General features: G+C 35.5%; 11 protein-coding genes and 1 pseudogene. 9 read left to right on the plus strand and 3 right to left on the minus strand.

What is annotated here, in order from left to right; all coding sequences use genetic code 11:
• The first annotated feature begins 81 nt into the window (after positions 1-81).
• From ON07_RS04710 to ctlX, 5 genes are all read left to right on the plus strand, one after another.
• Positions 82-615 carry a hypothetical protein gene (locus tag ON07_RS04710; RefSeq protein WP_050915848.1) on the plus strand — a complete coding sequence of 178 codons (534 nt, stop codon included), beginning with the start codon at positions 82-84 and terminating at the stop codon, positions 613-615.
• 200 nt (positions 616-815) lie between these two features.
• A complete protein-coding gene (gene eno / locus ON07_RS04715) occupies positions 816-2,102 on the plus strand; it encodes a phosphopyruvate hydratase (protein ID WP_010228624.1) in 1,287 nt (428 codons plus the stop codon).
• Positions 2,103-2,290: 188 nt separating this feature from the next.
• Positions 2,291-3,574: a citrate synthase gene (locus tag ON07_RS04720; RefSeq protein ID WP_010228626.1), complete on the plus strand. Its 1,284-nt coding sequence runs from the start codon at positions 2,291-2,293 to the stop codon at positions 3,572-3,574.
• A 76-nt stretch (positions 3,575-3,650) separates the two neighbouring features.
• Positions 3,651-4,565, plus strand: coding sequence for a dimethylarginine dimethylaminohydrolase family protein (locus ON07_RS04725; RefSeq protein WP_010228628.1), 915 nt, complete (start codon positions 3,651-3,653; stop codon positions 4,563-4,565).
• 4 nt (positions 4,566-4,569) lie between these two features.
• A complete protein-coding gene (ctlX, locus tag ON07_RS04730; RefSeq protein WP_010228630.1) occupies positions 4,570-5,502 on the plus strand; it encodes a citrulline utilization hydrolase CtlX in 933 nt (310 codons plus the stop codon).
• Positions 5,503-5,614: 112 nt separating this feature from the next.
• Here ctlX and ON07_RS04735 read toward each other — a convergent pair whose 3' ends face one another.
• Positions 5,615-7,039 (minus strand): SDR family oxidoreductase, encoded by a 1,425-nt coding sequence (locus tag ON07_RS04735; protein ID WP_010228632.1) that lies wholly within the window; start codon positions 7,037-7,039, stop codon positions 5,615-5,617.
• A 72-nt stretch (positions 7,040-7,111) separates the two neighbouring features.
• Here ON07_RS04735 and ON07_RS04740 point away from each other — a divergent pair, with 72 nt between their 5' ends.
• The gene (locus tag ON07_RS04740; RefSeq protein WP_010228634.1) at positions 7,112-7,315 is read left to right on the plus strand and encodes a hypothetical protein; all 204 of its coding nucleotides are present in this window, start codon (positions 7,112-7,114) and stop codon (positions 7,313-7,315) included.
• A gap of 3 nt (positions 7,316-7,318) precedes the next feature.
• Here ON07_RS04740 and ON07_RS04745 read toward each other — a convergent pair whose 3' ends face one another.
• Together ON07_RS04745 and ON07_RS04750 are read right to left on the minus strand one after the other, a co-directional pair.
• Positions 7,319-7,948 (minus strand): MarC family NAAT transporter, encoded by a 630-nt coding sequence (locus ON07_RS04745; protein ID WP_010228636.1) that lies wholly within the window; start codon positions 7,946-7,948, stop codon positions 7,319-7,321.
• Positions 7,949-8,054: 106 nt separating this feature from the next.
• Positions 8,055-8,483, minus strand: a complete 429-nt coding sequence (locus ON07_RS04750) for a hypothetical protein (protein WP_010228638.1) — start codon at positions 8,481-8,483, stop codon at positions 8,055-8,057.
• A 115-nt stretch (positions 8,484-8,598) separates the two neighbouring features.
• Here ON07_RS04750 and argS point away from each other — a divergent pair.
• The 3 genes and pseudogenes from argS to ON07_RS04765 all read left to right on the plus strand — a co-directional run bounded on the left by argS (position 8,599) and on the right by ON07_RS04765 (position 12,320).
• Positions 8,599-10,381 (plus strand): annotated as a pseudogene (gene argS / locus ON07_RS14560) (arginine--tRNA ligase).
• Between the two features lie 179 nt (positions 10,382-10,560).
• Positions 10,561-11,889, plus strand: a complete 1,329-nt coding sequence (gene ffh / locus ON07_RS04760; RefSeq protein ID WP_010228640.1) for a signal recognition particle protein — start codon at positions 10,561-10,563, stop codon at positions 11,887-11,889.
• A gap of 62 nt (positions 11,890-11,951) precedes the next feature.
• Positions 11,952-12,320 carry a four helix bundle protein gene (locus tag ON07_RS04765; RefSeq protein ID WP_010228641.1) on the plus strand — a complete coding sequence of 123 codons (369 nt, stop codon included), beginning with the start codon at positions 11,952-11,954 and terminating at the stop codon, positions 12,318-12,320.
• The last annotated feature ends 12 nt before the right edge of the window (positions 12,321-12,332 follow it).

Consider the following 12,332-nt stretch of genomic DNA (forward strand, 5'->3'; position numbering starts at 1 on the left):
ATATATTTTTTGGCCTTTTTTTTTGATACCATATCGAAAATATCGCAAATTCTTAACTAATTATTTAAATCCCCCCTTTTTATGAAAAAAATTCTACTATGTGCATCCTTTTTTATTGGATTTACTTCCTTTGCCCAAGAAACCACTAGCCAACTTTCATTAAATTTTTTAATACCTTCAGTAGAATATGAAACAGCGATTTCGAAAAATTCCACGATTGATCTCAACGTAGGTTTTGGATTTGCTTATCATGATTCTTCTTTTCTAGATGAAGCTGAATACGGTATTTATCCCGGTTTTGAGGCACAATACCGCCATTATTATAATTTAAAGAAAAGGTTAGAAAAAGGCAAAAAGATCTCTGAAAATAGCGGAAACTATATTGCACTTTCAGCGAGTGCTTCAAGTGGAGATCCTATTATTGGGGATATGCGACTTAATAATGATTACAGTGGTTTTGTAGGTCCGGTCTGGGGTTTCCAGCGAGTTTATAAAAGCAACTTTAAACTAAATTTAAATCTTGGTCTTGGGATGGGATTTAGTGATCGACAAGATCCTTATTTGGCCGCGAATATAGGATTGCAGCTTGGTTTTAAACTAGGAAAAGAAAAATAATTAGTAATTCTAACTGAATTTCATTGTTCTAATCAGGTCACTAGATAGTTGAATTGCTTCAAATTTATCCTCTAGTTCTTCCCTAAATTACCCTAAACTAGCTAAATCGTTATCGTAAATATTTGGCTTAATTCGTAATATTTGAAGCATACTATTTCTTGTATTTGTATATTGCGGCTTATAAAAATTTAACCCATATTATGAGTATAATAATAAACATTCACGCTCGTCAAATTTTTGATTCACGCGGAAATCCAACAGTAGAAGTAGATGTATTAACTGATAATGGAATGCTTGGTAGAGCAGCGGTTCCTTCTGGAGCCTCTACAGGTGAGCATGAAGCTGTAGAACTTCGTGATGGCGGGAAAGCATATATGGGAAAAGGCGTTTCCAAAGCGGTAGATAATGTGAATAAAATTATTGCTGAAGAACTTCTTGGGTTCTCAATTTTCGATCAGAATCTGATTGATCAGGTAATGATTGAAATTGATGGTACGCCAAATAAATCTAAATTAGGGGCGAATGCAATTTTGGGTGTCTCCTTAGCTGTGGCGAAAGCTGCTGCGGCAGAACTTGGTTTACCTTTATATAGATATATTGGAGGGGTTAGTGCGAATACGCTTCCCGTACCAATGATGAATATTATTAACGGTGGTTCTCATAGTGATGCTCCTATCGCATTTCAAGAATTCATGGTAATGCCTGTAAAAGCAAAGAGCTTTACGCATGCTATGCAAATGGGGTCAGAGATCTTTCACCATTTAAAAATGGTATTGCACGATAGAGGCTTAAGTACTGCTGTTGGGGATGAAGGTGGTTTTGCACCAACTTTAGATGGAACTGAAGATGCTTTAGAAACTATTTTACTTGCAATAAAAAATGCAGGTTATAAAGGTGGAGATGAAGTTATGATCGCTTTAGATTGTGCTGCAGCCGAATTCTATGTAAATGGAAAATACGATTATACAAAATTTGAAGGGAAGCAAGGAAAGGTTAGAACGAGCGAAGAACAAGCTTCTTATTTAGCGGAGCTTTCAGAAAAATATCCAATCATTTCTATTGAAGATGGAATGGATGAAAATGACTGGGAAGGATGGAAATCATTAACAGATAAAGTTGGAGATAAAGTACAGTTGGTTGGAGATGATCTTTTCGTGACCAACGTAGAAAGGCTCTCTAGAGGAATTAAAGAAGGAATCGCAAATTCAATTTTAATAAAAGTAAACCAAATTGGTACTTTAACTGAAACTATTGCAACTGTGAACATGGCTAAAAATGCAGGTTATACTTGCGTGATGTCACACAGATCTGGAGAAACTGAAGATAATACGATTGCAGATTTGGCGGTTGCTTTAAATACGGGTCAGATAAAAACGGGATCGGCTTCTAGAAGTGATAGAATGGCAAAATACAATCAACTATTAAGGATTGAAGAAGAGCTTGAAAGTGTAGCTTATTACCCACAAATGAATGCTTTTAAGATCTAAATTTTTTAGATATTATTTAATAAAAACTCTTTCTTTTATGGAAAGGGTTTTTTTATGGCTCTTTTTTCTTAAAAAGCTGCCAAAGTTATATTATAAATGAGAAATTCCCTTTGGAATAGACGCTCTTTTATGTGCATATTTCGTACTTTAGCAGTCCGAAAAAATAATCAGAAAAAGTTTTAGAATATATGTCAAAAGTCGCTACGTTAGAGATAGATGGAAAGAAATACGAATTCCCAATTACTATAGGAACTGAAAATGAGGTTGCTATAGATATCAAGAGTCTTAGAGGAGATTCTGGTGTTATCACTTTAGATCCGGGTTTTAAGAACACAGGGAGTTGTGAAAGTGCAATTACTTTTCTAGATGGAGAAAAAGGAATCTTAAGGTATAGAGGATATTCTATTGAGGAGTTAGCTGAAAAAGCTGACTTTTTAGAGGTTGTCTTTTTGTTGATTTTCGGAGAATTACCAAATAAAGAAGAATTAGATAAATTTAAAGAAGATATCAAGCACCAAAGTGAGGTGAATCTTGATATGAAAAAGGTGTTAAGAGGTTTTCCACCTACCGCACATCCAATGGGGATGTTGTCTTCTTTAACAAGTGCTCTTATTGCTTTTAATCCAAAGTCTGTAAATGTAGACTCAGAAGAGGATATGTATAAAGCCATCGTAAAGTTGTTGGCTAAATTCCCAACTCTAGCGGCGTGGACTTTAAGGAGAAAAAATGATACATCTCTAGAAAATAGAGATAATAACTTAGGTTATGTAGAGAGTTTCTTGAAAATGATGTTTCAAGAATCTGGGAAGGAGTATAAGGCAAATAAAAATGTAGTTGCAGCTTTAGATAGGTTGTTGATCTTACATGCAGATCATGAGCAAAACTGTTCTACTTCAACGGTAAGAATCGTTGGTTCTTCTCAAGCGGGATTATTTGCATCAATTTCTGCAGGAGTTTCTGCACTATGGGGGCCACTTCATGGTGGAGCTAACCAGGCAGTGATTGAAATGTTAGAAGCGATTAAAGCCGATGGTGGGGATACTTCAAAATTTATAGCGAAAGCAAAAGATAAAAATGATCCATTTAGATTAATGGGCTTTGGACACAGAGTTTACAAGAATTTTGATCCAAGAGCTAAGATCATAAAAAAGGCAGCAGATGAAGTTTTAGCTGAACTTGGTGTAGAAGATCCTATTTTGGATATTGCTAAAGGTCTTGAAAAAGCAGCCTTAGAAGATGAATATTTCGTAGAGCGTAAATTATATCCTAATGTAGATTTCTATTCAGGAATTATTTACCGTGCAATGGGAATCCCAACCGAAATGTTTACTGTAATGTTTGCAGTAGGAAGATTGCCGGGATGGATCGCTCAATGGAGAGAAATGAGATTAGGAAAAGAGCCAATTGGAAGACCTAGACAGGTTTATATTGGTGAAAACTTAAGATCTTTTAAAGAACTTGATAATAGATAATATTTTGAAATTCATAAATTTAAAAAGCTTCATTTTCCAATGAAGCTTTTTTTATATTTGCACAAAGCACCAAGAAATGTTAGAACTGAATATTAAAAGTGAAACCTCTCGTTTAAAAGCAGTAGTATTAGGTACAGCCAAAAGCAACGGAGGAACACCCGAATATAAAGATGCGTACGATCCCAAATCTGCGGAGCATATCAAAGCAGGAACCTATCCTGTGGAAGAGGACATGGTAAAGGAGATGGAAGCGGTTGCTGCTGTATTTGAAAAATATGATGTAAAGGTCTTTAGACCAAAGATTATAGAAGATTACAATCAGATTTTTACTAGGGATATCGCCTTTGTTATAGATGACAAATTTATAAAAGCAAATATTTTACCAGATAGAGACGAGGAAATTGAGGCGATTAAGCATGTTATAGATCAAATAGATCCTAGCAAAATTTTAACCATGCCTGAAGATGCTCATATGGAAGGCGGCGATGTGATGCCATATAAGGATTACATTTTGGTTGGAACTTACAAAGGCGAAGATTATAAAAACTATATCACCGCTAGAACTAACATGAAAGGGGTGAGGGCTTTACGGGATTTATTCCCGGAAAGAAAGGTTGTATCCTTTAGTTTGAGAAAATCTAATACAGAGGCAAGAGATAATGCGCTCCATTTGGATTGTTGTTTTCAGCCTGTTGGAAAGGATAAAGCGATTATCTATAAAGGAGGATTTTTGATTGAAGAAGAATATAATTGGTTGGTAAATCTTTTTGGGAAAGAGAATATTTTTGAGATTACCCGTGAGGAGATGTATAATATGAACTCCAATATTTTTTCTATTTCTGAAGATGTAGTGATCTCGGAAAAGAATTTTACCAGATTAAATACTTGGTTGAGAGAACAAGGAATTACTGTGGAGGAAGTTCCTTATGCTGAAATTTCTAAACAAGAAGGGCTTTTAAGATGCACCACCTTACCATTAATTAGAGAATAAAACCATGGAGCAAATAACAAATACAATTCTAATGGTTCGCCCGGTGAATTTTAGAATGAATGAAGAAACTTCTGTAAATAATTATTTTCAGGAAGAACTGCAGTTGAAGAATGAAGAGATCAATTCAAAAGCTCAAAATGAATTCGATGCATTTGTAAATAAGTTAAAGGCAGTTGGAGTAAATGTAGTTGTGGTAGACGATAAGAAAGAATTAGATACTCCAGACTCTATTTTTCCTAACAACTGGGTGTCCTTTCATCAAGATGGGAAAGCTGCGGTATATCCTATGTTTGCTGAAAATAGACGAAGAGAGCGAAGAATGGAATTTTTTGAAGCTTTAGAATCAAAAGGTTTCAAGATTTCAGAGGTGGTAGATTATACGGAAGCAGAAGACGAAAAAGTATATTTAGAAGGAACCGGAGTTTTAATTCTGGATAGAATAAATAGAAAAGCCTATTGTGCCCTTTCGGTAAGAGCAGATGAAGAATTGCTTATTGAATTTTGTGAAGATTTTGAATATACTCCTGTTATTTTCCATGCGTTTCAAGAGGTAGAAGGTAAAAGATTACCAATATATCATACAAACGTAATGATGTGTATTGCTGAAGAATTTGCTGTGATCTGTGCCGATTGTATAGATGACGCGAAAGAGAGAAAAAGTGTTTTAAAACATTTAAAGCAAGACGGGAAACAAGTAATCACTATTACCGAAGCTCAAATGCATCAGTTTGCAGGGAATATGTTACAGGTAAAAGGTGCAGACGATAAGAAATATTTGGTGATGAGTGCTACCGCTTATAAAAGTTTAACCGACTCTCAAATTAAAGCGATAGAAAAGCACTGCGAGATATTAAGTTCAGACTTAAACACTATAGAAACCTGCGGTGGCGGAAGCGCGCGCTGTATGATGGCGGAAGTGTTTTTGCCTAAGGCATAATATTATTTAGATAATAAAAAAAAGCAACCTAAAAGTTTAGTTCTTCAGGTTGCTTTTTTTTGCACTTTGAATAGAGTTAATAAAGATTTGAATTACAAGCCTAAATCAATAATTAGCCTTTAGCAATTTTATTCAGCATTCCTTCAAAGATAAAATAGTGAAATGGCAACATGGTGTACCAGTAAAGTCTTCCCCATAATCCTCGAGGTCTAAAAGTGGCTGTTTGGTGAAGGACATTCTCTTCATCGATTTCAAACTCTAACCAAGCTTCTCCAGGCACTTTCATTTCAGCAAATAATAATAATCTTCTTTTTTCCTTGTCAGCTAACAAAACTCGCCAGAAATCCAAAGAATCTCCTGAAGCTATTTCAGAAGCATGTGTTCTTCCTCGCCTTAAACCAACTCCACCAAAAAGCTTATCGAAATATCCACGGATTTTCCATAGCCAATTCCCATAATACCATCCTGTAGTCCCGCCAATAGCCCAAATTCGTTTTAATACTTCTTCTGGGTTTTCAACTTTTATGGACTGGGCATCTTTTAAACAACCAAATGTTGGAACTTGAATATATTTATTGAGATCTTTTCTAAATCTACCGCTGCTCATAGAATCTTTCCAGCTAGAGATCACCTGATTTTGCTCAATTTTATAAAAAGCTAATTCAATTGCTTCTTTATAGGAAATAGGTTCTATTTTTAAGAGTTCTTGTAGTCGTTTGTCATTAGTAATTACTTCAACCTTCATGCTATCTACCAAGTTTTGCGCAAGTTTGTAGGAAGTAGAGGTTACAAAATAAAGCCAATAAGAAGATATTTTTGGGGAAAGCACCGGAACATCGATTATTACAATTTTTAAACCACGAACTTCCGCATATTGCTGCATCATTTGTTTGTAGGAAATAATATCCGGGCCACCAATATCAAAGGATTCATTATATGCTTTTTCCAAACCGATCACTCCGGTTAAGAATTGAAGCACATCTCTAATAGCAATAGGTTGGCATTTTGTTTTCACCCAGCTAGGAGTTACCATTACGGGAAGTTTTTCGCAAAGATCTCTGATTATTTCAAAAGAGGAACTTCCTGAACCTACTATAATTGCTGCTCTTAAAACAGTAATATTAAAATTTCCATTATATAAAATTTCTTCAACCTTTTTCCTGGATTCTAAATGCTTAGAGAGTTCTTCGGTGTTAATTATTCCACTTAGATAAATGACTTGTTTCACACTGGTGTCAGCCATAATCTCATTAAATGTTGTAGCCGCCTGCGCTTCCTTACTGTCAAAATCTGTAGTGGAAGCAGACATAGAATGAATAAGATAATACGCAATATCTATATCTTTAATTTCTTCTGGAATTTTCGCAGGTTGTAGAAAATCTATTTCTACCACTTCTATTTTGTCCAGAAGCTCCTTGTTTTGGGAAAACCGCTTTTTATCTCTAACTGCACACACCACTTCGTGGCCAAGTTCTAATAGTTGTGGTAATAACCTAAGTCCTATATAACCATTAGCACCTGTAAGTAAAATCTTCATTTTCAATATTTAATTCGGTTATAATTTAGGAATTAATTGTTTACTTTCGGTTTAAACAAACCTTAATATAAAATGAATAATACTCTTAAGATTGTACTGTTAGTTGTTGGAGTTGTACTTGTTGGATATGGATTATATACTCTAATAACCCCTGAGGTCGCTTTTGAAGCGGGACCTCTTAAAGTTCAGGCACAAGGAGACCATACGCAGTCTTATGCAATGATTGGTTTAGGGATATTGTCTCTTATCGGGGGGATTGCTTTTAATAAAAGGTAAGCGTTAACTGAAAATCTGGCTTAATACGTTGATAGCAGAGGAACTTATATATTCAATTCCTATTGCGATTACTATAAAACCAATAATTCTTGATATTGCGTTTATTCCTGAAGCACCAAGGATCTTAACGATATAATGTGCGCTTTTTAAAACCGTGAATGTTGCTATACATACAGCCAAAATTGCGACTATGGTTATAATTCTTTGTTCAAAAAATTGATATTCCTCATGCATTCCAATTAATAAAGAGATCGTTCCTGGTCCGGCAAGCATTGGAATAGCTAGCGGAGTTAATGAAACCCCTTCCCGTTGATAGGCATCATCTTTTACGCGCTTATCCATTCCCTTGTGTTTAGAAAAAGAGCCTGTTAGCAGCGCAAAGCCGGAACTCACAATGATGAGCCCACCGGCAATTCTTAAAGAATCGATACTTATTCCAAAGAACTGAAGGATGTATTTGCCCGTAAAAAAGGAAATAATAAGGATTACTAAAATATTTATTGAGGTTAAAAGGGATGTTTTTGAGCGCTCAGCAGGAGAGTCTTCCTGAGTTAAGCCTACAAAAATAGGAACAGTTCCCAGCGGATTCATAACTGAAAATAAAGCAGCAAAAACATAAATAAATAATTCCATTTGTTTTTACAGCAAAATTGCTGCTAAACTGGGAATGGCCGGTTATGCCTTTATGATGCTTGTATTAAATTAAGTGCTGAAAAATTGATGAATTGTAAACAGAATGTTACCTAATGTCTTCTATCTGCGGAAGTGCATTATCTGCCTTATAATCTAAGATCTTTATCATGAATTTATGGATTGCAGGGCTGTCGGCTTTTACTTTTATAAAATAATGGTCTTTGTAAATGGAGTATTCTTGAGCCTTTCCTTTGTAAAGATTAAGTTTATAATAAGGGATTATTAAACCATATGTTTCCAATAAAGATTTAAACATGACAATAATACCTTTTGGGCGCAATTCAATATTGCATGTGTTAGTTTTGGAATCTAAAATTAATAAGTTGTGGATTTCTATACTGGTAGAAGTTATATGTAATTTGGGAGAGCCGCTACCCTTCAATTTTATTCGTTCCATTAAAGTGAAGGGAGTCCCAACTTCTTTATTGATCTTTTCCTTAATTTCTTTATTGTTATAGCTTATATTCAGCAGCATTTTTCGCTTTTTCATAAAGATAGGGATTTGCTCTTAAAGCACTATAGCTTGCAGGTATTTTCTATTATCTTTGCTGCTTGTATTTTCAGCATTAAAAGACAATAAATTTTCCAGAATGAATATTCAGAATAAAATTGAGCAAAAAGTTAAGGAAGCAGTTAAGCATCTACATCAAGTAGAGCTCGCGCAAGTAGAATTTCAACCTACTCGTAAGGATTTTGAAGGAGATATCACCTTGGTAACTTTTCCTATGCTACGCCAGATTAAAACGAATCCGGTTCAGCTTGGAAGCGCTATTGGGGAGTATTTAGTTGAAAATGTTGAAGAAGTACTGCGCTTTAATGTGGTTCAAGGGTTTTTGAATATCGTTTTAAGCAACGAATTCTATTTAAGCTCTTTTGAAGGAATTGCAAATAATGCAGATTTTGGGAAGGCTGAGGTAACTGATGCCTCAGACACTATTATGGTGGAATATTCTTCCCCAAATACTAATAAGCCTTTACACTTAGGACATATTAGAAATAATTTATTAGGATTTTCTGTTGCTGAAATATTAAAGGCGAGCGGAAATAAAGTGTATAAAACACAAATCATCAACGATCGTGGAATCCACATCTGTAAATCTATGTTGGCGTGGGAACGATGGGGGAACGGAGAAACACCGGAGTCTACAGGATTAAAAGGCGATAAATTGGTAGGGAACTACTATGTGTTGTTTGATAAGGAATATAAAAAGGAAATCGCTGCACTTATTGCTGAAGGGAAGACCGAAGAAGAAGCCAAAGCACAAGCACCTATTTTAATTGCTGCCCAAGAAATGCTTATAAAATGGGAAGCTGGGGACGAAGATGTAAAAGGCCTTTGGGAGAAAATGAATCAGTGGGTGTATGACGGTTTCGAAAAAACCTATAATACACTAGGAGTAGATTTTGACAAGAATTACTACGAAAGCAATACCTATTTATTAGGAAAAGACGTGGTTGCCGAAGGTCTTGAAAAAGGGATCTTTTTTAGAAAAGATGATGGTAGTGTTTGGATAGATCTTACTGAAGACGGCTTGGATGAAAAAAATCGTGCTCAGAAGTGATGGTACAGCGGTATATATGACTCAAGATATAGGTACGGCGATCCAGCGTGTAAAGGATTTCGATATTGATGGAATGGTATATACTGTTGGAAACGAGCAGGATTACCATTTTAAAGTGTTGTTTTTGATCTTAAGTAAATTGGGTTACGAATGGGCAAATAACTTATATCACTTAAGTTATGGAATGGTAGATCTTCCTTCAGGAAAAATGAAGAGTAGAGAGGGAACGGTGGTAGATGCAGATGATTTGATAGCTCAAATGACACAAACCGCTAAAACTATTTCAGAAGAATTAGGAAAGCTTGGGGAGTATTCTTCAGAAGAAAAAGATGAATTATATAAGATTATTGGACTGGGAGCCTTAAAATATTACATTTTGAAGGTAGATCCTAGAAAACGAATTTTATTTAACCCTGAAGAATCTGTAGATTTTCAAGGAAATACAGGGCCTTTTATTCAATATACCTATGCAAGAATTCAGTCTATCTTAAGAAAAGCTGATGTAGAAGAAGATAAATTGAATATTCCTGAAGGCTACGAATTGCATGAAAAGGAAAAGGAATTGATTAAGCAGTTGCAAACGTATCCAGACACAATTCAGTTAGCTGCAGAGAATCATAGTCCGGCTTTAATTGCCAATTATACGTATGATTTGGTGAAGGAATTCAATTCTTTCTACCAGAATGTTACGATTCTTGGAACTTCAGATGAGGTAGAAAAGAATTTTAGAGTGCAATTGTCAAAAGCAGTCGGGAATACTATTAAATCGGCATTTGGTTTGTTGGGAATTCAGGTTCCGGAAAGAATGTAGGCTTTCAATTAACAGTTTACAATAAACAATTAGCAATTTTCGAAGAGAAAGTTCAATGTAAAAGTAGGAGGCTCATTTAGTAACCTATTGTTTCCAAATAAAACTTTTCACTTCAGCATCAAATCATTAAATTTGCAATCCGCTGATAGGCGCAGGAATAATAAATTACAGGAAGAATTATGTTTGATAATTTAAGCGATAAGTTAGATAATGCCTTACACATCCTAAAGGGACACGGGCAGATTACAGAGGTAAACGTTGCGGAAACCTTAAAGGAAGTGCGAAGAGCATTGGTGGAAGCCGATGTTAACTATAAAATAGCGAAGGAATTTACAAGCACTGTAAAAGAAAAAGCTTTAGGACAAGATGTATTAACAGCATTGAAGCCAGGGCAATTAATGGTGAAGTTGGTTAAGGATGAACTTACCCAATTAATGGGAGGGGAAGTAGAAGAAATAGATCTTTCCGGCAACCCTTCTGTGATCTTGATGTCTGGTTTACAAGGTAGTGGTAAAACTACTTTTTCCGGAAAACTGGCGAATTTTTTAAAGACAAAAAAGAATAAGAATCCACTTTTAGTGGCTTGTGATATTTACCGTCCTGCAGCGATCAATCAATTGCAAATTGTTGGAGAGCAAATAGGAGTTGAGGTTTTTAGTGACGTAGGAAATCAAGATCCTGTTGCTATTTCCAAAGCTGCGATTGCTCATGCTAAGCAAAACGGATTTAATGTTGTAATTATAGATACCGCCGGTCGTCTTGCTGTAGATGAGGCGATGATGACGGAAATCGCAAATATTCATACTGCAATAAAACCTGAAGAAACCTTATTCGTAGTAGATTCTATGACAGGTCAGGATGCGGTGAATACTGCAAAAGCCTTTAACGATCGTTTAAATTTTGATGGGGTGATCCTTACAAAATTAGATGGTGATACCCGTGGTGGTGCGGCAATTTCGATTAAATCTGTTGTAAATAAACCTATTAAGTTTATTGGTACCGGAGAGAAAATGGATGCTATAGATGTGTTCTATCCTTCTCGTATGGCCGATAGGATTTTGGGAATGGGAGATGTTGTTTCCTTGGTGGAAAGAGCTCAGGAGCAATATGATGAAGAGGAAGCTAGAAAACTTCAAAAGAAAATCGCCAAGAATCAGTTTGGATTCGATGATTTCTTAAAGCAATTGCACCAGATCAAGAAAATGGGTTCTATGAAGGATCTTTTAGGAATGATCCCTGGAGCTGGAAAAATGTTGAAGGATATAGATATTGATGATGATGCATTTAAGCATGTAGAAGCTATTATTTATTCTATGACTCCTGCGGAAAGAAGTACGCCAACTATTATTAATGCGGTTAGAAAGAAAAGAATCGCGGGTGGATCCGGAACTTCAGTTCAGCAAGTAAACCAATTGTTGAAGCAATTCAACCAAATGGGTAAAATGATGAAGATGATGCAAGGTGGTGGAGGTCAAAAAATGATGCAGATGATGAAGGGGATGAAATAGACCAGTATGCAGTCTCTGTTGGCAGTAAAATAGCAGTTATATTTTTCAGTAAATATTCAAATATGGATTTTAAATCTTTGAAGTCTTACCATATTGCTTTTGAGTTGGCCATGAGAATTTTTGAAATTTCAAAAAGATTTCCAAAAGAAGAGACATATAGCTTAACCGACCAGATTAGAAGAAGTTCGAGATCGGTTTGTTCTAATATAGCCGAAGCTTACAGGAAAAGAAGTTATCCCAATCACTTTAGAAGCAAATTAAGTGATAGTGATTCTGAGAATGCAGAAACACAAAGTTGGCTGCACTTTGCCAATGAGTGTGGATATATTACGAAGTTAGAATTTGAAGATTTCAATGCAAAAAGTGAAGAAGTAGGAAAGCTTCTAAATTTTATGATTAATAATCCTGGTAAATTTGGAGTCAAGGTATAATAACTGCCAACT

This window comes from Gillisia marina, assembly GCF_000258765.1.
In the GTDB taxonomy this organism is placed as follows: Bacteria; Bacteroidota; Bacteroidia; order Flavobacteriales; family Flavobacteriaceae; genus Gillisia; species Gillisia marina.

What these genes read in the sequence shown, in the direction of transcription:
- ON07_RS04710 (WP_050915848.1), top strand. Translation starts at nt 82, where the DNA reads ATGAAAAAAATTCTACTATGTGCATCCTTTTTTATTGGATTTACTTCC.
- eno (WP_010228624.1), top strand. Translation starts at nt 816, where the DNA reads ATGAGTATAATAATAAACATTCACGCTCGTCAAATTTTTGATTCACGC.
- ON07_RS04720 (WP_010228626.1), top strand. Translation starts at nt 2,291, where the DNA reads ATGTCAAAAGTCGCTACGTTAGAGATAGATGGAAAGAAATACGAATTC.
- ON07_RS04725 (WP_010228628.1), top strand. Translation starts at nt 3,651, where the DNA reads ATGTTAGAACTGAATATTAAAAGTGAAACCTCTCGTTTAAAAGCAGTA.
- ctlX (WP_010228630.1), top strand. Translation starts at nt 4,570, where the DNA reads ATGGAGCAAATAACAAATACAATTCTAATGGTTCGCCCGGTGAATTTT.
- ON07_RS04735 (WP_010228632.1), bottom strand. Translation starts at nt 7,039, where the DNA reads ATGAAGATTTTACTTACAGGTGCTAATGGTTATATAGGACTTAGGTTA.
- ON07_RS04740 (WP_010228634.1), top strand. Translation starts at nt 7,112, where the DNA reads ATGAATAATACTCTTAAGATTGTACTGTTAGTTGTTGGAGTTGTACTT.
- ON07_RS04745 (WP_010228636.1), bottom strand. Translation starts at nt 7,948, where the DNA reads ATGGAATTATTTATTTATGTTTTTGCTGCTTTATTTTCAGTTATGAAT.
- ON07_RS04750 (WP_010228638.1), bottom strand. Translation starts at nt 8,483, where the DNA reads ATGCTGCTGAATATAAGCTATAACAATAAAGAAATTAAGGAAAAGATC.
- ffh (WP_010228640.1), top strand. Translation starts at nt 10,561, where the DNA reads ATGTTTGATAATTTAAGCGATAAGTTAGATAATGCCTTACACATCCTA.
- ON07_RS04765 (WP_010228641.1), top strand. Translation starts at nt 11,952, where the DNA reads ATGGATTTTAAATCTTTGAAGTCTTACCATATTGCTTTTGAGTTGGCC.